We start from the raw sequence: 20,054 nt of genomic DNA on the forward strand, positions 1-20,054 counted from the left end.
GCTATTCAACGTTGAACTTAAAATCGAATCCATTACTTCGTAAATCAATGCAGTCCACAGCTTACAGTGCCGAACCGATGACGAAAGCAGGAACATGGTCTAAAGTGTTCACCTTGCTGTTACTCGTGACAGCGGCAGCCGGTACGACATGGCTAGTCGTCCCGACAATCGGAGAAGGGCTATTGTTCCCGCTCATGATCGGGTCACTCATTCTCGGCTTTATCTTTGCGTTGCTTATCACGTTTAAACCGAATACAGCACCGGTCGTCGCACCGCTATACGGGATTATCGAAGGGGTCTTTGTCGGCTCGATTTCGTATTTCTTTGAAGCGATGGTCCCTGGTATTGTGGGACGCGCCGTATTGACGACGTTTGTCGTTGCCTTTGCGATGTGGTTTGTCTATACGACAGGGCTCGTCAAAGTGACACAGAAGTTTAAAGCTGGTGTCATGGCAGCCATGTTCACAGTCATGTTGTTATACCTCGTGCAACTCGTGATGAGTTTGTTCGGCTCAGGCTTGGCATTTATGACTGGTTCAAGCCCACTTGCGATTGGTGTTCAATTTGTGATTGTCATCGTCGCTTCACTCGCGCTCGTCTTAGATTTTGACTTCATCGCGAGTCAGGTCGAAGCGCGGGCACCGAAACAGTTGGAATGGGTCGCGGCATTTGGATTAATCGTCACGCTCGTCTGGTTGTATATTGAATTGTTAGATTTACTTTATCGTCTAGCGATGAGAGAATAAGAATCAATCATCGATCCGTTGGGTCGATGATTTTTTTACGAAAGGATGTGTCCATCTGTCTGCACAAGACAGATTTATGATGAAGAAGATAGTGATTATCGGGTCAGGGATCGTCGGTGTTTCGGCTGCCTATCATTTAGCTGGTAAAGCGGATGTGACGGTCATTGACCGAAAAGAAGAAGGAAGAGCAACGGATGCGGCAGCTGGAATCGTGTGTCCGTGGATCGCGCAGCGACGCAATAAAGCTTGGTATGCACTGGCGAAAGGTGGAGCAAGTTATTATCCTAAGGTCGTCAAAGAGCTGGAGGCTGAAGGGGAGACGGACACCGGGTACAAACGAGTCGGGACGCTTGCACTCCATGAAGAAGTAAAGCTCGACCAGATGATGGAGCGAACGTTATTGCGTCGAGAAGAAGCACCAGAAATCGGTGAACTCGAACGATTGACTGCAGAGGAGGCGCGACGTCGTTTCCCACCACTTTCCGATGAATATGATGCACTACTTGTGACAGGAGGGGCTAGGGTCGACGGAGGTCGCTTTCGCGCTGCACTTGAACGAGTCGCAACAAAGCGAGGCGTCAAATTTGTCAACGGTTCCGCACGGTTGACGAGTGGAGATGAGATTGGTGTGGAGTGTGATGGGATAGTCTATGAAGCGGATGAAATCATCCTCGCGACGGGTGCTTGGTTACCGGAGTTGTTACAGCCTCTCGGATACACGGTACGAGTCGATGGGGAAAAGGCACAGCTCGTCCACGTTCAGTTAAAAGATACAGACGCATCAGACTGGCCGGTCGTCATGCCGCCACGTCGACGCTATTTACTCGGATTTGACGACGGGAAAGTAGTCATCGGTTCGACACATGAGAAAGGAAAGGCGTTCGACGTTCGTCCGACAGCAATCGGTGTACACGAAGTACTGACAAAAGGTTTGGAGTCGGCACCTGGACTTGCTGAAGCAGAACTCGTTGAAACGAAGGTCGGCTTCCGTCCGGTCACACCGAATTCCATTCCCGTTCTCGGCAGGGTGCCTGGGGCAGAAAAACTATTAGTCGCAAACGGTCTGGGTTCATCCGGTTTGACGGTCGGCCCATTCATCGGAAAAGTGTTAAGTGACCTTGTTCTGACAGAAGAGGCTGAAGTGGATCTATCGCTCTATCCGATTGAAGACTTTATTTATCGCACATGAAAAAGGTGACTGTCTGCTCATTTGTAGACAGTCACCTTTTACCGTTTCATGACCCCGTTCAAAAAGAAATGAAAGTAGACTTCCATCGTTTCCTTCATATCCTCGATTGAAAACTGAGGATCGGATAGGATGGCCTGCTGCATGAATTGAACATACCGTAAATACGAAGAAGTGGATAACGTCGAATCGATTGCTCCTTGGTCCTTCCCGTATTCAATCAACTGGGCGAAAGCAGTATATCCCCGAGTCGCAAGCTGTTCCCAGTTCGGATCTTGTTGAATCATTTCCGTGATGGTCTCGTCAAAGAGAACCGCCGTCTGGATTTTCCGTTTCAAGATCTCGACGAGTAACGCATCAAATGGGGCGTTCGACTCAATGGCGTGTTCGATCCAACTCATCTGCTCTTCTGTCATTTGCTTTAAGACTTCCACGATGACCTGGTCTTTCGACCCGAAGTAATTATAGATGGATACCGGGGAGACCTGTGCCCGTTTCGCTAACTCACTAATCGTGAATCGGGATTGTTTCTCTGCCATCAAGTCCTGAGCGGCACGTATAATCGCTCGTTGTTTCTCTTCGGTGCGTTTCGTAAATCCATCCATTGAACTAGACGCTCCTTTCTCTAGTTTTGTAATCAATATACCATTTCCATTTCAAAAAAGAACGTGATATACTAGTTTTGTAATCATATTGTTCAGATATTACAAAAAAGGAGGGGTCAAGATGATTCGGATTCAGCGATTGACGAAACGTTTTGATGAGACACATGGCATTTTTGATGTATCACTTCATGTGACACCAGGAACAATCTTCGGATTCATCGGACCGAACGGCGCAGGAAAATCGACAACGATTCGACACTTAATGGGTCTTTTGAAGCCGAGTGAAGGAAAGGCGACCATCAACGGATTTGATTGTTGGCAGGAGACGGAGCAAGTGAAGCGGAGCGTCGGCTATTTGCCGGGGGAAATCAACTATCCTCAAAACATGACGGGGGAAGAAATCATTCGATTGACCCGCCATCTGCATGAAACGAATCCGGATCGTGAACGGCACCTACGTGAACGATTTTCATTCGATGAGGCGACGAAAGTCCGAAAGATGTCAAAAGGGATGAAGCAAAAGCTTGCCATCATCACCTGTTTCATGAAAGATGTGCCCGTCTATATATTGGATGAACCGACGAGCGGATTAGACCCGCTCATGCAAGAACGTCTAATCGATTGGCTAATTGAAGAAAAGCAATTAGGAAAAGCCATTCTCATGAGTTCTCACCATTTCCCTGAGATGGAACGAACGTGCGACCGCGCCGCCTTGATCAAAGATGGACGCATCATCATCGAAGAAGACATGGAACAGCTACGCCAACATAGCGTGAAACGGTATCGAGTCGAATTTTCAACGGAGGCGGAGGCTGTTCGATTTGCTGCAGATTCTGGTGAACGGGATGGTAGACATGTCGAGGTCACCATTTCGACACCGACAGAGTTGAATCATCTCATTCGAACGTTGGCAGATTTTCAGATTCAATCGCTGGCAAGCGGTACTGACGAGCTCGAACATTTATTCATGCAATATTACGGGGAGGCGACCTGACATGTTGATTCGCTCCATGTTGAAACAGAATCGCAGTTGGATTCTTGGATATTCAGTCGGAACTAGCGTGTATCTCTTTTTCTTAGCCGCAATCTTCCCATCTATTCAAGAAACAGGGTTGATTGAAGCGAAATTAGAGTCGTTGCCAAAAGAACTCCTCGACGTCTTCCAAATCGATGCGTCGATGGCGATGGACAACGTTCTCAATCTATTGTCGAGTAACTATTATGGATTGATTTTTTACGTGCTCGCCGTTCTATTCGCATTGACTTTTGCCTCAAGACTGTTGGCCAAACCTGTCGACTCCGGAGAAATCATGCTGTATATGGCAGCCCCGATTTCGCGGGTGACGTACGTGATAGCAAGTTTTGTCGTCTTGCTGGTGGCAGTTGGGCTATTTGTCGGTCTGAATGGATTGAGTTTAATGGCAGCGGACCTTCTGTTCGATTTACAAATTGACTATGCGGTTCTGTGGATGCTTCAATTGAATGGGGCGCTCATGTTGCTCGTCCTAGGCGTAGCCGCTTATGTGATTGCGAGTCTGTTCGATGACAGTAGTAAATCCTATATGGTGACAGGTGGGATCTTCACATTCTTTCTCATGGTCAATATCATTCAGGGAGTGAGCGAACAATTTGATTGGATGTCGAACTTTTCATTCTTCTCACTCTTTGATGCGAGCGCCATCATGCGTGAGGAATATTGGGGAATCCATTTCATCTGGTTGCTCGGTCTCTTGACCATCTTTTCAGCACTCTCGTTCTTCCGTTTCACTCGAAAAGATTTGACGATTTAGTTTTCCGAAATAAATTGTCGGGTATGATACAATCAGCTCGTTAGAATGAAAAGGGGATGAATGAGATGTTATACGCTACATTACGTAACAAGGTAGAGATTCCAATGATCGGCTTTGGTGTCTGGAAGGTCGATAATGAAACCGAGGCACCAGCTGCTGTCGTTGAAGCCATCAAAACAGGCTATCGTCATATCGATACGGCGGCTATTTATAAAAACGAAGAAGGTGTCGCAAAAGGGATTCACATCTCGGGTGTCGACCGTTCGGAACTGTTCATCACATCAAAAATTTGGAACGATGATATCCGTGAAGGAAAGACAAAAGAGGCGTTCGAAGATTCATTGAAACGTCTTCAAACAGACTATTTGGACCTTTGCCTTCTCCACTGGCCGGTTGACGGTTTTGTCGATGCATGGAAAGATCTCATCGATTTATATGAAGCCGGAAAAATCAAGGCAATCGGTGTGTCTAACTTTAAAGAACATCATTTAGAAACGTTGAAAGAAGCAGGCTTGATGGCCCCGCTCATCAATCAGGTCGAACTTCATCCACAACTCCCACAACCTGATTTGTTGGACTACTGTCAAGATGAAGGGATTCAAATCGAGGCGTGGAGTCCACTCATGCAAGGTAAGTTTTTAGACATCCCTGCATTCTCTGAAATTGCAGAGAAGCACGGGAAGACACCTGCGCAAGTAGTGCTCCGTTGGCATCTTGAATCTGGCCATGTCGCGTTACCGAAATCGGTGACGCCGCATCGAATCCGTGAGAACTTTGACGTATTCGACTTTTCTCTCGACTCAGATGACCTTGCGAAGATTGATCAAGTGGCAACGGGTGAACGTCTCGGACCAGACCCGGATGAAATCGACTTTTAATTGAGAGGGGGCTCGCTTATGCGAGCCCTTTCTACGTGTAGAGACACATCGATGCGGGTAATGAATATTATGTTGCTAAAAGGAGGTGTCTGATCTTCGTCTAGAAGATCGTGCATATGGACTTATCAAAATGGCCAATTGTAAACTGGGTCGCTTTTTTAGCGATCGTCGTGATCAATTATTTCGCGAGTGGTGACAACGCCGCGGTTTCTGATCGAATCGACATTTACTTTAAGCCGGCAGGATATGCCTTCTCGATTTGGGGTGTCATCTATGTCGCGTTACTCGTTTGGCTGGTCTTACAGTTAAGGAAAGGAACGACGGCGAATCGTCAAGCCGAGCGTATGAAAGCTGGATTCTTAATCTCTTGCGTGCTGAACGGCTTATGGCTCTTAGCATTCACGAACGAGTGGTTCATCCTTTCCCTTGTCATCATGGTGTCATTCTTAGCTACCCTTTGCTGGCTGTATTATATCGCCTTTCGGACATCTACGAGCTGGCTCGATCGATTCCCGTTCTCCATCTATATCGGCTGGGTATCAGTCGCAACAATTGTCAACACATTCGTTGTGATGAAGACGGAACAGATTACATCATTATTAGGTCTTGATGAACTCGCTTGGACCTCACTTATGCTGATGGTCGGTGTGATTGTAGCCCTTCTCTTTATGTGGTGGCATCATGATTTTATCTATCCACTCGTATTTGTCTGGGCGTATATCGGAATCTTTGCGAGAATCGAAGAAGGGACTCTTTATGTCGTGATCGTCAGTGCCCTGGCTTTACTCGCCATAGGATATATTGGTTTGATTTTATGGAAACGTCCTAAATCATTTTTACACCACCCGCGTAAAACGGTAGAACAATAATCAAAAAAAGGATGTCCTATGGATATCCTTTTTTGTGTTCAAAAGAACCTATAAATAAATAATATTCATGGATATTTATTCTTTATTGAATATAACTAAAAACGATAAATCCATTGATAACAGCAGTGTATACGCTTTCAATAAGATTCGACATCATTCCTATTATGCAAAAACACATACAACTCACTTGATTTTTCAGAATATTTAGAACAAAATGTGAATTACGAAACTGTGAGTGAAAGGGGTCGATGATATGAGTCGAGTTGGTCTATATGACTCAAAATTTGAGAAAGATGCGTGTGGGATTGGACTTTACGTCAATTTACATGGGCTGAAAAAACATGAGATCGTCGAAAAATCACTCTCGATGTTATGTAATTTAGAGCACCGGGGAGGACAAGGTGTCATCGATGCAGGTGATGGGGCGGGTATCATGACTGAGATCCCACATGAACTCTTCACACAAACAATGAACCTTCCGTCGCCTGGTCGTTACGCTGTCGGAATGGTTTTTTTTCAGCCGTCTGAGAATCAACTCCACGAAAAAACGGCCATGATGGAACGTATGGCGGATGAACTGGACTGTTCGACGATTGAGTGGCGTGAAGTACCTGTCGATCCATTGCAAATCGGAGAGCATGCGCGAGTCACGCAACCGGTCATCTATCAATGGTTCATCTCATGTCCATTCCTTGACGAGGATGCGAATGAGCGTGTCTTCTATGAACTTCGTCGAAAAATCGAAAAAGTCGATGCGTTACACCTATATATCGCAAGCCTGTCAACGAGAACGATCGTATATAAAGGAATGTTGACACCAAATCAAATCGCAGCATTTTATTTAGATTTGCAATCCCCTCAATACAAGAGCACGTTCGGCATCGTCCATTCTCGCTTCTCGACGAACACGTTCCCGTCTTGGGAACGGGCACACCCGAACCGGATGATTGTCCATAACGGGGAGATTAACACGCTTCGAGGAAATATTGATGCGATGCGAGCACGAGAGGGCGTTACATCAACAGATTTATTTGAAGACGTTCATCACTTGTTCCCTGTCCTTCAAGAGGATGGGAGTGACTCGTCCATGCTCGATAACGCTTTTGAATTCTTCACACGAACCGGTCGCTCAATCGCACACACGGCGATGATGTTGATTCCTGAACCGTTCGTCGAAGGGCAGATGGAGTCGTTCAAACGTGACTTTTATCAATATCATTCATCCATCATGGAGCCATGGGATGGACCGACTGGGGTCGTCTTTACAGATGGACGTCAAATCGGAGCGATTTTAGATCGTAACGGCTTGCGCCCGATGCGTTATGTCGAAACGTTGGACGGGGAATTGATTCTTTCCTCTGAAACAGGAGTTATTCCGGTTGATGCAGAGAACGTCAAATCAAAACAACGTCTTAGACCGGGACAATTATTGTTGATCGACCTGATTGAAAAGCGATTGATTCCAGATCATGAGATCAAAGAGACGATTGCAAAGTCAGAGCCTTATCATAAATGGCTCAAGCAGATGATGACCCTCAAGGATAGTGGGGTCATAGAAGAGGAACTATTTGAGCTTCAGCGTGTGCAACGCGCGTTTGGGTATACAAAAGAGGATATTGAGCAGTATATGGTTCCATTAATCAAAGACGAGAAAGATCCAATCGGCTCGATGGGGCATGATCAACCAATCGCCGTGCTCTCGACTCGTCCTCGGTCACTCTTCCATTACTTCAAACAGCATTTCGCGCAAGTGACGAACCCGCCAATCGATGCCTTGCGAGAGAAGATTGTCACGGCGACATTCACTTGGATCGGTCCGCAAGGGGATCCGGTTCATACCGGACGCGGTCATGCGAAACGTGTGTGGTTAGATCATCCGATGATTGATGGGGCAACCCTTAAGCAACTTGACGAGAAGCTCAAGCTCAAACGAGTCGATACGACGTTTACTAATGATTTAGAGGCGTCGCTTGAAGCCCTTTTGCAACATGTCAGCCAGATTGTACGAAATGGTGCGAACGTGATCGTCCTTTCTGACCGACTCGTCAGTAATGAACGGATTGCGATGCCGTCTCTTCTCGTTCTGAGTGCGGTTCATCAACACTTGATTCGAGAGAACTTGCGATCAAACTGTAGTCTTATTTCTGAGAGTGGTGAAGTTCGAGAAGTGCATCAGGCAGCGACCTTGATTGGATATGGGGCAGATGCAGTGTATCCTTACGTTGCCTATGCGACGATTCGAGATTTAGTCGAACGTGAACAAATTATGCATTCACTTGAAGAGGCCATCCGCTCGTATCAAAAAGCGGTCGTTGAAGGGATCGTCAAAATTATGTCGAAAATGGGCATCTCGACGATTCAAAGTTATCGCGGAGCTCAAATTTTTGAAGCCGTTGGGTTAGACCGTGATTTGATCGAGACGCATTTCAGGGGAACGACATCTCAACTGTCTGGAATCGGATTTAAAGAGCTTGAAGACGAAGCGAAAACACTCCATACGTCTGCCTATACGACGAATCGTCCGCTCGAGGCGGGAAGTGATTTCCAATGGCGTGCAGACGGGGAAGAGCATGCATTTAACCCGAAGACGATTCATTTGTTACAACGCGCCTGCCGTGAGAATGAACGTAAATATTATGATGCTTATGTGAAGCTTCATGAATCATCAGGTCAGTTCATCCGACAGTTGTTTGCGTTTAAAACACAACGTCCTGTGCCGCTCGAAGATGTGGAGCCAATCACGTCGATCGTTCGTCGATTTAAGACGGGAGCGATGTCATTCGGTTCGTTATCGAAAGAAGCGCATGAAACCCTAGCCATCGCCATGAACCAGATTGGCGCGAAAAGTAACTCAGGGGAAGGGGGCGAAGACCGGGCCCGCTTCGTCCCGGATGAGTTTGGAAACGAACGCATCAGCCGCATCAAGCAAGTCGCTAGCGGACGCTTCGGCGTGACGGCCGAATATCTATATCATGCCGATGAGATTCAAATCAAGATGGCGCAAGGCGCAAAACCGGGTGAGGGTGGTCAACTCCCAGGAAACAAGGTGTACCCATGGGTCGCTGAAGTCCGGGGATCGGTACCTGGCGTCGGTCTGATCTCACCGCCTCCACATCACGATATTTACTCGATTGAGGACTTGGCTCAGCTCATCTTTGACTTGAAACATGCGAACCCGAAGGCGAAAATCAGTGTCAAACTTGTCTCAAAGTCAGGGGTTGGGACGATTGCAGCAGGTGTAGCCAAAGCGAATGCCGATACAATTGTCATTAGTGGGTACGATGGTGGGACAGGAGCTTCTCCAAAGACATCAATCAAGCATACAGGACTTCCATGGGAACTTGGACTCTTGGAGACGCATCAAACGCTCGCGTTGAACGGGTTACGGGGGAGAGTAACCCTCGAGACGGACGGGAAGCTCATGACGGGGCGAGATATCGTCCTAGCTGCCATCTTCGGGGCGGAAGAGTTTGCGTTTGCGACAGCACCACTTGTCGTTCTCGGATGCATCATGATGCGCGCATGTCATTTGGATACGTGTCCCGTCGGTGTGGCGACGCAAGATCCGGTACTTCGTCAGAAATTTATGGGGAAACCAGAACATGTCGTCAACTTGATGACATTCTTGGCGGAAGAAGTCCGAGAAATTTTAGCATCACTCGGTATGACCTCACTCGACGATGTGGTCGGTCGAACGGATCTTCTTGAAGAAAGTGAATGGAAGACGAGTCATCCGAAAGCGGGACGCTTAGATTTGTCCCCAATGCTTACGATGCCGACCCCGTTACCGGAACGAGAAGAAATGGCACATCCTGCATATCGCTCATACGACCATCGCAAGCTCATCCCGGCTGTATCACGTTCCATTACTTCTACTCAACCAACGTTCTTCGTAGGTCGTGTTCGAAATACCGATCGAGCGGTCGGAACGCAATTAGGGTTTGAAGTGACGAAAGTTCACGGTCAGGTAGGTTTACCGGATGATACGATTTCGCTTCGCCTTAGCGGGTCTGCTGGTCAAAGCTTAGGAGCATTTTTACCGAGGGGCATCACCATTTCCGTTATCGGAGATGCGAACGATTATATTGGGAAAGGTTTGAGTGGCGGTAAATTAGCGCTGATTGCTGAAAAGCATGCACCATTTGATGAGAGTAAACAAATGATTGCCGGTAACGTCTGCTTGTACGGAGCGACGAGTGGTCAAGCGTTCTTTAACGGGCATGTCGGCGAGCGGTTTGCCGTTCGAAACTCTGGTGCGACAGCGGTCGTCGAAGGAGTCGGGGATCACGGGTGTGAATATATGACCGGTGGAACCGTTCTCGTTCTCGGTGAAATCGGACGGAACTTCGCCGCAGGTATGTCAGGTGGAATCGCTTATATATACGGGGAGCAAGCGTATGATCGTCTCGTCAACGAGGAGCTCGTCTCCGTCGTAGGAGAGTTGAACGATGAAGATATGGAACAAATTTATGCACTTCTCGAAGCGCACCAATTCCACACAGACAGTGTCAAAGCACGTACCATTTTAGAGTCGTTTGAACAAGCGCGCTCTCACTTTGTGAAAGTAGTTCCGAGAGATTATGCGAACGTATTGGACGTCATGCGTCAAATCGAGACACATCGACCAGAATTGAGCGAAGCGGATCGGGCACTCGAATTGTTCCGAGTCGTGACTGAAGGAGGTACCGCATGAAACACAACTTTTTGAATATCGCACGAACGAGCTTACCAGAACGGCTTGTCGATGAGCGGGTGAGAGATTATGAGGAATACGCGACGCGATTGGATGACGAATCGGTCAAACAGCAAGCCGCGCGTTGTATGGACTGTGGTACACCGTTTTGTCACGTCGGTGATTTGATCGGTCAAGAAACGATTGGATGTCCGATTCACAACTACATCCCTGAATGGAACAAGCTCGTGACGAAAGCGGATTGGATGGGCGCATACCATCGATTGATGGAAACGAATAACTTTCCGGAGTTCACAGGGAGAGTTTGTCCGGCACCGTGTGAGGGGTCTTGTACACTCGGAATTAGTGAAGATCCGGTTGCGATCAAATCGATTGAACGAACCATCATCGATCGGGCGTTTGAAGAAGGGTGGGTGAAACCAAGACAGGTCCATCGAAGAACCGGGATGACGATTGCCATCGTCGGAAGTGGTCCTGCAGGTTTGGCAGCCGCTGATCAATTGAACCAACTGGGGCATTCGGTCACAATCATCGAGAGGTCGGATGAACCAGGGGGGCTACTCATGTACGGAATCCCGAACATGAAACTGGATAAGGATGTCGTAAGACGTCGCATTCGATTGCTCGAACAAGAGGGAATTGTCATCCGGACGAACATGGAGGTCGGTACCGACGTGACGGTCGATTCACTTCGTAACGAATTCGATGCGGTCATCTTCGCGACAGGGGCTCAGAAACAGCGCACGCTCGGGATCGACGGGGATGATGCAGAAGGTGTCGAAATGGCAATGGATTATTTGACGGCTTCTATGCGTGAGCGTAAAGGAGAATCGCTTCCGTCCATGTACGATGCCAAAGACAAAAATGTTATCGTCATCGGAGGTGGGGATACAGGGGCCGATTGTGTAGCGACTGCAATTCGTCAAGGAGCGAAATCCGTCGTCCAGTTCGGAAAGCATCCATCCAAAGGATTGTTTCGTGCACCAGAGAAACCTTGGCCCCTTCAACCTGACACACTTACGAACGATTATGCGTATGCTGAATCACTCGAGGTCTATGAGAAAGACCCGAGAACGTATTTGATTCGTTCCAACCAAATCGTCGCGAAAGAAGGACGTGTCACCGGAATCGAGACGGAGCGGATGACGAAAGTGGTCAATCCAGATGGACAGGCGACGTTCTTTGTAGAAGAGGATTCCCTTGAGATTTATCCGGCGGACCTTGTCCTCGTCGCGATTGGATTTGAGCGACCGGAACAGGAATTGCGAAAAATCGGTGTCGAGAAGACGAAAAACTTCCAGACGGCAGCGGACAATGTCTTTGTCGCCGGAGATGCGAAGCGGGGACAAAGCCTGATCGTATGGGCGATTCGGGAAGGACGAGAAGTGGCAGAGGTCGTCGATGCGTATCTCGATACTTGCAAGACCGAATTAAAAACCTCATCATAAAAAGGAGCGACATTCGTCGCTCCTTATCTTTTGTTAGGAGGAGTTTTATGTTCACCGAAATTCTCATGTATACGGGAATCTGGTTTATTCTCATCCTGATTTTATTAGGGACCATTTATTCACGACGGAAAAAATGATTAAAGTACCATCGCGGCAATGACGCCGAAGATGATGAGTGGAATGTTGTAGTGTAAGAACGTTGGCCAAACCGTTTCACGTAGGTGATCGTGTTGACCGTCAGCGTTCAATCCACTCGTAGGTCCGAGTGTCGAGTCACTCGCTGGGCTTCCTGCGTCCCCAAGTGCTCCTGCAGTCCCGATGATGGCAATCGTCGCCTCGACGGAGAACCCGTATTGTACACAGAGCGGGACGAAAATCGCTGCAATGATTGGAACGGTCGAGAAGCTTGAACCGATTCCGAGCGTGATGACAAGGCCGACAAGCAACATGACAAGAGCCGCGACCATTTTAGAATCACCCATCAAATCGCTTGCGCCATTGACGAGCGGTTCAATCGCACCTGTCTCGCGGATGACAGCGGCGAATCCACTTGCGGCAATCATGACGAAACCGATGAATGCCATCATACGCATCCCGCTTGTGAAGATGTCATCTGCCTCTGACCAAGGGATGAGGCGGAAAATTGAGAGTAAGATTAGCCCTGTCACTGCCGATGCAATCATCGACTCCGTCTGCAATTGGACGATAAGGACAATCAGTACAACGACAAGTGTCATGATCATCTTGAAACCACTCATTTGACGAACTTCATAATCAGTTGGTCCGAGCGCGATTGTTTCGTATGAACGAGGTTTTCGGTAATGAATGAACGCAGCAATCAAACCGACGACCATCCCTAATGCGGGGATGCCCATGATTGAGACGATGTTCACATCACCGACAGATAAACCGTTCGCTTCGACGTTTGCGATTAAAATTTCGTTCAAGTAAATCCCGCCGAACCCGACAGGTAAGAGCATATAAGGAGTCACAAGACCGAACGTCAAAATCGTTGCAACGAGACGCCGATCTAATTTCAATTCATTAAACAATACGAGTAACGGTGGAATCACGATCGGAATAAAGGCGATGTGAATCGGGAGCACGTTTTGTGAGCTGATTGACAATAATAAGAGAAGCGACAATAAGAACGCTTTAACATAGCTCACTCGTTTTCCTGACACGTCACGACCTGACATGGCAATCAATTTTTCTGCTAGGACGTCTGGTAACCCTGTCTTTGATAACCCGACGGCGAATGCACCGAGGAGTGCGTAACTAAGCGCAATGCTCGCTCCACCGCCTAGACCGTCACTGAAGGCGGTCAACGTATCGTTGAACCCAAGTCCTCCAACAAGCCCTCCGACTAGCGCTGCTAAGATTAATGATAAAACAATGTGCACTCGACTGATGGCGAGTGCGAATAAGACGATGACTGCAAGTAAAACTGCGTTCATATCAATCCAACACCTTCCATGTTTTCTTTCTCTTGGTATCACTTTAATATGATAAAGACTTTTTGAAATTTAACATATGATGTGTGTCTTGTCAAATCAATATGAAAAAAAGCGATAACTCGTTAAAGTTATCGCTCGTCTGTTACATGTCAACGTTATGATAGACTTGGCGCACATCTTCTAAATCTTCAAGAACATCAATTAATTTTTCAAATTGTTCTTTTGATGCATCATCAAGTGATACTTCGTTTTGAGGAAGCATCGTCAATTCTGCCACGGCAAACTCTTCTACTCCTGAAGCTTTAAAAGCGGTCTGTACAGCATGGAATGCTTCTGGCTCAGCGTACACAATGACCGTCTCGTCTTCCTCGATGACGTCACGGACATCAAGGTCATGCTCCATCATGAGCTCAAGGACATCATCTGCCGACAAATCATTGACACCGATGACGGCTGTTGCATCGAACATATACGCGACCGAACCGCTGACTCCCATGTTGCCTCCGTTTTTACCGAAAGCGGCACGAACTTCTGAAGCCGTACGGTTGACGTTATTCGTCAACGTATCGACGATAACCATCGCGCCGTTTGGACCGAAGCCCTCGTATCGAAGCTCATCAAAATTTTCTTCGTCGCCACCTTTAGCTTTATCAATGGCGCGGTCGATAATCGCACGAGGCACGTTATACGTCTTCGCACGCTCCACCACGAATTTTAATGACTGGTTCAACTCAGGATCAGGTTCCCCTTGGCGGGCGGCCACATAGATTTCACGACCGAACTTCGCATAGACGCGACTCGTATTCGCATCTTTTGATGCCTTCTTCTCTTTAATGTTGTTCCATTTACGACCCATTACATGTCATCTCTCTTTCCATTTGTACGTAGATTCATTACAGATTATATAAGAAGTTGCCTGAATTGACGAGAAAAGTTTTATTCTTCGCCTTTATCCATCTTTTCCACGATTTCTGTTAAAGTCTTCAAACTCTCGAAAAGTCGATCGGTTTCGTCCTCATTTAAAAAGGCGAGTCGTTCTTCAAACAGTTTTCGGAACGAGTCTCTTCGTTCGAGCAAAATATGCTCACCTTTTTCCGTCAACTGGTTCCAGATGACACGGCGATCGCGTTCGTCTGGGACACGGGTGATATACCCTTCATTTAATAACTTTGTGATAAGTGGGGTGACATTAGGCGGTGCGATGGAGAGTGTCTCGCTTATCCGTCCGTTTGTGACAGCCCCCTCGTCTTCAATCAACATCAAGAGATGGAAATGAGAGAAGTTTAAGTTCGGGATTTGAGGAAAATCAGATCGTCGTAACAATTTACGACGAATTAATGGAATCAGTTTGACAAACTGGTCCGCTGCATCTTGTTTCGGCATAATAGATTCACTTCCTAGTTAGGTTCTAACTTTATTATACACGAGTTAGGTCCAGTTGAACCTAAAAACGGGTTGATGTGATGAATGATACATCTTATATGCTGTTGAATCGACACAAGTTATGTAAGCGTTTACATAAAGAGTAACACACATTTTCATGAAAACGTATTCGATTTTACTGAGGGGACTCTAAAAAATCAAGAGCTATCAACAAATGACAAAAAAATATTGTGAAAGAGTTCACATTGTTGTCACCCACAAATCCTGAAAAACATTGTATTCTATGAATGTGAAGGAAAGCACAATCTCTTGAAAGCAGTCATCACATTGTGTCTTCCATCAAGTCAATATGTTCATTAAAAGCTCTCAATTATGAGGAGGAACCTAACATGGCAGTCAAAGAGAAAGCAAAAGTGGAAACTACGGCAGAACAAATGGTGGATACGCTCGTAGCGAGTGCGCACAAGGCACTTGATACGTTGATGACGTTCGACCAAGAGAAAATCGATCATATCGTACAGGCGATGGCACTTGCAGGACTCGAGCAACACGTCGCACTCGCGAAATTAGCGCATACAGAAACAGGTCGCGGTGTCTTTGAAGACAAGATGATCAAAAACATCTTCGCGACAGAATATATCTACAACTCACTTCGTGGAGAAAAAACAGTTGGCGTCCTTGAAGATGATGTTCAAAACGGAATCACCTATATCGCAGAACCAGTCGGTGTCGTCGCTGGGGTCACACCGGTCACTAACCCGACATCAACAACGATGTTTAAAGCGATCATCGCCATCAAGACACGTAACCCAATCATCTTCGCGTTCCATCCATCAGCGCAACAATGTTCAAGTGAAGCAGCTCGTGTCCTCCGTGACGCAGCGGTAGCGGCAGGTGCTCCTGAAAACTTGATTCAATGGGTTGAAGTTCCATCACTTGATGCAACGAAAGCGCTCATGAACCACCCTGGTGTGGCGATGGTCCTTGCGACTGGTGGGGCAGCGATGGTCAAATCGGCTTACTCGACTGGTAAACCAGCACTTGGCGTCGGACCTGGTAACGTACCGGCCTACATCGATAAGACTGCGAAAGTGAAACGTGCCATCTCAGACGTCATCCTTTCAAAAACGTTCGACAACGGGATGATCTGTGCGTCTGAACAAGCAATCATCGTCGACCAAGAAGTATATGAAGAAGTGAAAGCAGAGATGACGGCACTCGGTTGCTACTTCTGCTCACCTGAAGAGAAAGCGAAGCTTGAAACGCTCGTCATCCGTACGGATACATGTGCGGTCAACCCTGAAATTGTTGGGAAGCCGGCAGCATGGATCGCTGAACAAGCAGGTCTCAAAGTTCCAGCTGATACGAAAATCTTGATTGCAGAGCTTGAAACAGTTGGCGCAACTGAGCTTCTCTCTCACGAAAAATTAAGCCCAGTTCTTGGTGCATATAAAGTTCAATCACGTGAAGAAGGATTCGCGATTGCTGAAAAAATGCTTGAAATCGGTGGACTCGGTCATACAGCGGTCATCCACTCAACAGATGACGATGCCATCCTTGAATTCGGTCTCCGTATGAAGGCTTGCCGCATCATCGTCAACTCACCTTCAGCGCACGGTGGAATCGGTGACCTTTACAACGAAATGACACCATCCCTCACGCTCGGTTGTGGGTCTTACGGTAAAAACTCCGTCTCAGAAAACGTGACGGCGAAACATCTACTCAACGTGAAAAAGGTGGCGAGACGTCGCGTGAATATGCAATGGTTCAAAGTACCTGAAAAAATCTACTTCGAGAAAAACTCAGTACAATACCTTCAATCGCTCACAACGAAAAAACGGGCGATGATCGTCACAGATGAAATGATGGTCAAACTCGGATTTGCTGATAAAGTCATCAAAAACTTGCCAGCAGGTGTTGAGTACCGCATCTTCGACCAAGTCGAACCTGACCCATCGGTTGAAACGGTCATGAACGGTGCCGAAGCAATGCGTCACTTCCAACCAGACATGATCATCGCACTTGGTGGTGGTTCACCGATGGATGCCGCGAAAGGAATGTGGCTCTTCTACGAACGTCCAGAAGAGAAGTTCTCAAACCTTCGTCAAAAATTCATGGATATTCGCAAACGGACGTACAAGTTCCCGACACTCGGTAACAAATCAATGTTTATCGCCATCCCGACAACGTCTGGTACAGGTTCTGAAGTGACACCGTTCACAGTCATCACTGACAAAAAACGGAACGTGAAATATCCAATTGCTGACTACGCGATCACTCCAGACGTTGCCATCGTCGACCCTGAGTTCGTCATGACCGTCCCAGCTTCAATCACGGCTGATACAGGGATGGACGTCATGACACACGCGATCGAAGCATACGTTTCCGTCATGGCGAATGATTACACAGACGGGCTTTGCCTCCGCGCCATCAAGATGATTTTCGACTACCTACCAAAAGCGTATGAAAACGGTAGCGACGCGGAAGCTCGTCAGAAAGTACACAATGCTTCAACGATGGCGGGTATGGCGTTTGCGAACGCGTTCCTCGGTATCAACCACTCGATCGCTCACAAAATCGGTGGAGAGTTCCACGTGCCACACGGTCGTACGAACGCGATTCTCATGCCACACGTCATTCGTTACAACGCGACACGTCCATCGAAACTTGCGGCATTCCCGAAATATGAGTCATTCATCGCTGACGAGCGTTACGCAGAAATCGCACGTTACCTCGGTCTTCCAGCAAGCACGACAGCTGAAGGTGTCGAGTCACTCGTGCAAGCGATCATCGAGCTCGGTCAACGCTTGAATATCAAACTTTCGTTCAAGGCGCAAGGTATCAAGAAAGCAGACCTCGATGCGAAGATCGACAAGATGGCGGTCGACGCATTCGAAGACCAATGTACGACGGCCAACCCGAAAATGCCGCTCGTTGAAGAGTTGAAAGAAATCATGTACGCAGCATACGAAGGCGTATAAGGATCAACATGTACAAGTAAGCCCGTTCACTCGAACGGGCTTCAGCTTGTTGACTAACATGAATCATAACGCTCGCCTGTCCGGCGCCCACGCTTTCCGCAGGCAATCCCGGAGCCGCATCGCGACCTATGTCGCTGCTGGGTCTCCGTCGGATTGCTTACCTGTCGGAGTCGGGGCGCCGTCGGGCGAGCAACGCAAACGGTCGTCACCTGGCGGCCGTTTGTCTTTTTTCTAAGGCCACGACGGCCGAAGAAAAAGCTCGGTATTTACTTTGACTCGATGTTTTAGGGGAAAGGGAAGGTAAACGCCGAGATCATCCTCCTCGGGCCGCTGTTCAACATCCGTTCCGTTCGTCAGACCGTGAAGGATGGATGGTGTCGACTTGTTGATCATTAGATCCGCCCCCTGTGTGTTCTTCTCACACCATTATATGGGACGGAGGACAAAAGGTGACCAAGAACGGGCAGGCGAGACTCCTGAGGGAATAGCAAGCAAAGGGAGACCCAGCAGTGACGCAGTCGCGATGCGGCTCCCTGCTTGCCCCTAGGAAAGCGAGCCGTATCCGGATTGGGCATAAGACCTATACTTTGTCTACAGTCTGAAGTCCGTTCACTCGAACGGGCTTTTTTTGTGGTCGGAATATGATATTCAGTTTGTAAATTTGTATTTAAATTGATAAAAATTAGAATAGTCAGGCGATAAATAGCTGTATATAATAAAAAATGGTATACATAGTAACTTATTGATGAATGGAGATCGTGTCATGATCATAGTGTTTAGTTTGTTGCGTTCGATCGCAACTCTTTTCCTTTTTATTAATCCGATTCAATCGACACCGCTAGAAACGGCGGAATACATTTCGTCCATCGACCGAAGTGCAGACGGTTGGGAAAGTGCCGACTTTTTTGAATCTTTCGGAACCGAGCTATCCGTCGATATGACCCGGAACGTCCTTTATACAGAACGGGTGACCGGTTGGACTGAGATTGAGGTGGGAGATGAATCATACGAAGGACTCTCATCGATGACGTTTGATCAGCCGTTCAAAGGAACCATTTTACATCTAAAGTGGGGACAAGATATTCCGGACGTCAAAGAGAAAGTGATCGTCTTACCGACGACAAAGTATTCATATGACAACATCGAGGAAGCGTATACCGTTGATTATGCAGGTGAGGTTTTGAATGATCGGGAAGCGAATGCATACTTGTCAGAGCTCGCATCTGCAGGAGCTGTAGGATACTTGATCACCCCTTATGAAGATGATCCATATGAGATGGGCTTTGTTTTCGCGTCATCCTATATGCCGTTAGATGGTACAGGGGTCGACTTGGATACGGCTGAAGAACTGAAAGACGGAGAAATGATACAGGTCAAACCTTATCGTGAAGAGATTCCATATGTCGAATTTGTCCAACAAGGGAAATCGGAACGGGAAATCATTCTCATGTCACGACTCGATTCGTCCTGGCATGGGGCCCATTATTTGTCTGCCGTCGGTCCGTCGACGGTCTTATATCACCTGATGCAGGTGATGGACGAGGAAATACCGGACTATACGATTCGATATGTCTTTTTGAATGGAAATGGCGACTCTAGAGAAGCGAGTGACGATTTCCTTGAACGGCTAGCGGGACAAAAAGAAAAAGTGGAAACGGTCATCCTGCTCGATATTCTTGGGACTGGTGATGGTCCACTATACGTTCGAACGAAAGGAATGAAATCATATCCCATTCTTGAACAATCTCCTTTCGATCAATTAACAGTTCGTTCGCTAGGGAGTTCTCCGGGGGATGCTTACGATGAGGCTGGGGTTCCCTATATTATATTAAGTGATTCATTAGAGGGAAGTTGGCATGTGTTTACGGAGAAGGACACTCTCGAACGTCTGACGAAAGACGGATTAACGGATGCCGTCGATTGGCTACATGCTTGGCTAGCTGACTGACCTAATCATTGTCGCTGTCTGAGAAGACGGCGACATATTTTTTTAGATGTCGGTTTCGGGTATGATAGTA

14 protein-coding genes are annotated in these 20,054 nt (G+C 47.4%); 10 read left to right on the forward strand and 4 right to left on the reverse strand.

What is annotated here, in order from left to right; all coding sequences use genetic code 11:
• The first annotated feature begins 11 nt into the window (after window positions 1-11).
• Window positions 12-746, forward strand: a complete 735-nt coding sequence (locus KNO66_RS03480; protein ID WP_012726196.1) for a Bax inhibitor-1/YccA family protein — start codon at window positions 12-14, stop codon at window positions 744-746.
• Between the two features lie 76 nt (window positions 747-822).
• Window positions 823-1,935, forward strand: coding sequence for an NAD(P)/FAD-dependent oxidoreductase (locus KNO66_RS03485; protein WP_353048530.1), 1,113 nt, complete (start codon window positions 823-825; stop codon window positions 1,933-1,935).
• Between the two features lie 38 nt (window positions 1,936-1,973).
• Here KNO66_RS03485 and KNO66_RS03490 read toward each other — a convergent pair whose 3' ends face one another.
• Window positions 1,974-2,537, reverse strand: coding sequence for a TetR/AcrR family transcriptional regulator (locus KNO66_RS03490; RefSeq protein ID WP_214740464.1), 564 nt, complete (start codon window positions 2,535-2,537; stop codon window positions 1,974-1,976).
• A gap of 121 nt (window positions 2,538-2,658) precedes the next feature.
• Here KNO66_RS03490 and KNO66_RS03495 point away from each other — a divergent pair, with 121 nt between their 5' ends.
• The 6 genes from KNO66_RS03495 to KNO66_RS03520 all read left to right on the forward strand — a co-directional run bounded on the left by KNO66_RS03495 (window position 2,659) and on the right by KNO66_RS03520 (window position 12,215).
• Window positions 2,659-3,531 (forward strand): ABC transporter ATP-binding protein, encoded by an 873-nt coding sequence (locus KNO66_RS03495; protein ID WP_214740466.1) that lies wholly within the window; start codon window positions 2,659-2,661, stop codon window positions 3,529-3,531.
• Window position 3,532: 1 nt separating this feature from the next.
• On the forward strand, window positions 3,533-4,327 hold the full coding sequence (locus KNO66_RS03500; protein ID WP_214740467.1) for an ABC transporter permease subunit: 795 nt from the start codon (window positions 3,533-3,535) through the stop codon (window positions 4,325-4,327).
• Window positions 4,328-4,392: 65 nt separating this feature from the next.
• The gene (locus tag KNO66_RS03505; protein WP_214740469.1) at window positions 4,393-5,205 is read left to right on the forward strand and encodes an aldo/keto reductase; all 813 of its coding nucleotides are present in this window, start codon (window positions 4,393-4,395) and stop codon (window positions 5,203-5,205) included.
• Between the two features lie 116 nt (window positions 5,206-5,321).
• Window positions 5,322-6,074: a tryptophan-rich sensory protein gene (locus tag KNO66_RS03510; protein ID WP_214740471.1), complete on the forward strand. Its 753-nt coding sequence runs from the start codon at window positions 5,322-5,324 to the stop codon at window positions 6,072-6,074.
• Window positions 6,075-6,327: 253 nt separating this feature from the next.
• On the forward strand, window positions 6,328-10,767 hold the full coding sequence (gene gltB, locus KNO66_RS03515) for a glutamate synthase large subunit (RefSeq protein ID WP_214740473.1): 4,440 nt from the start codon (window positions 6,328-6,330) through the stop codon (window positions 10,765-10,767).
• On the forward strand, window positions 10,764-12,215 hold the full coding sequence (locus KNO66_RS03520) for a glutamate synthase subunit beta (protein WP_214740475.1): 1,452 nt from the start codon (window positions 10,764-10,766) through the stop codon (window positions 12,213-12,215). Before gltB ends, KNO66_RS03520 begins: the two co-directional genes overlap by 4 nt.
• Window positions 12,216-12,352: 137 nt before the next feature.
• Here KNO66_RS03520 and KNO66_RS03525 read toward each other — a convergent pair whose 3' ends face one another.
• The 3 genes from KNO66_RS03525 to KNO66_RS03535 all read right to left on the reverse strand — a co-directional run bounded on the left by KNO66_RS03525 (window position 12,353) and on the right by KNO66_RS03535 (window position 15,055).
• Complete coding sequence (locus KNO66_RS03525; RefSeq protein WP_214740477.1) at window positions 12,353-13,672, reverse strand: Na+/H+ antiporter family protein; 1,320 nt, start codon at window positions 13,670-13,672, stop codon at window positions 12,353-12,355.
• Window positions 13,673-13,814: 142 nt separating this feature from the next.
• The gene (locus KNO66_RS03530; RefSeq protein ID WP_214740479.1) at window positions 13,815-14,528 is read right to left on the reverse strand and encodes a YebC/PmpR family DNA-binding transcriptional regulator; all 714 of its coding nucleotides are present in this window, start codon (window positions 14,526-14,528) and stop codon (window positions 13,815-13,817) included.
• A gap of 80 nt (window positions 14,529-14,608) precedes the next feature.
• A complete protein-coding gene (locus KNO66_RS03535) occupies window positions 14,609-15,055 on the reverse strand; it encodes a MarR family winged helix-turn-helix transcriptional regulator (protein WP_214740481.1) in 447 nt (148 codons plus the stop codon).
• A 389-nt stretch (window positions 15,056-15,444) separates the two neighbouring features.
• Between KNO66_RS03535 and adhE the strand changes: the two genes are divergently transcribed.
• Together adhE and KNO66_RS03545 are read left to right on the forward strand one after the other, a co-directional pair.
• Window positions 15,445-18,036, forward strand: coding sequence for a bifunctional acetaldehyde-CoA/alcohol dehydrogenase (gene adhE / locus KNO66_RS03540; protein ID WP_214740483.1), 2,592 nt, complete (start codon window positions 15,445-15,447; stop codon window positions 18,034-18,036).
• Window positions 18,037-18,799: 763 nt separating this feature from the next.
• The gene (locus tag KNO66_RS03545; RefSeq protein WP_214740485.1) at window positions 18,800-19,984 is read left to right on the forward strand and encodes a zinc-binding metallopeptidase family protein; all 1,185 of its coding nucleotides are present in this window, start codon (window positions 18,800-18,802) and stop codon (window positions 19,982-19,984) included.
• The last annotated feature ends 70 nt before the right edge of the window (window positions 19,985-20,054 follow it).

The sequence above is a fragment of the Exiguobacterium sp. s48 genome, assembly GCF_018617395.1.
Taxonomy (GTDB): domain Bacteria; phylum Bacillota; class Bacilli; order Exiguobacteriales; family Exiguobacteriaceae; genus Exiguobacterium.

Excerpts from the sequence above, each read along its gene's own strand:
- KNO66_RS03500 (WP_214740467.1), top strand. The coding sequence starts at position 3,533 with ATGTTGATTCGCTCCATGTTGAAACAGAATCGCAGTTGGATTCTTGGA.
- KNO66_RS03520 (WP_214740475.1), top strand. The coding sequence starts at position 10,764 with ATGAAACACAACTTTTTGAATATCGCACGAACGAGCTTACCAGAACGG.
- KNO66_RS03545 (WP_214740485.1), top strand. The coding sequence starts at position 18,800 with ATGATCATAGTGTTTAGTTTGTTGCGTTCGATCGCAACTCTTTTCCTT.
- KNO66_RS03525 (WP_214740477.1), bottom strand. The coding sequence starts at position 13,672 with ATGAACGCAGTTTTACTTGCAGTCATCGTCTTATTCGCACTCGCCATC.
- KNO66_RS03505 (WP_214740469.1), top strand. The coding sequence starts at position 4,393 with ATGTTATACGCTACATTACGTAACAAGGTAGAGATTCCAATGATCGGC.
- KNO66_RS03510 (WP_214740471.1), top strand. The coding sequence starts at position 5,322 with ATGGACTTATCAAAATGGCCAATTGTAAACTGGGTCGCTTTTTTAGCG.
- KNO66_RS03485 (WP_353048530.1), top strand. The coding sequence starts at position 823 with ATGATGAAGAAGATAGTGATTATCGGGTCAGGGATCGTCGGTGTTTCG.
- KNO66_RS03490 (WP_214740464.1), bottom strand. The coding sequence starts at position 2,537 with ATGGATGGATTTACGAAACGCACCGAAGAGAAACAACGAGCGATTATA.
- KNO66_RS03535 (WP_214740481.1), bottom strand. The coding sequence starts at position 15,055 with ATGCCGAAACAAGATGCAGCGGACCAGTTTGTCAAACTGATTCCATTA.
- KNO66_RS03495 (WP_214740466.1), top strand. The coding sequence starts at position 2,659 with ATGATTCGGATTCAGCGATTGACGAAACGTTTTGATGAGACACATGGC.
- gltB (WP_214740473.1), top strand. The coding sequence starts at position 6,328 with ATGAGTCGAGTTGGTCTATATGACTCAAAATTTGAGAAAGATGCGTGT.
- adhE (WP_214740483.1), top strand. The coding sequence starts at position 15,445 with ATGGCAGTCAAAGAGAAAGCAAAAGTGGAAACTACGGCAGAACAAATG.
- KNO66_RS03530 (WP_214740479.1), bottom strand. The coding sequence starts at position 14,528 with ATGGGTCGTAAATGGAACAACATTAAAGAGAAGAAGGCATCAAAAGAT.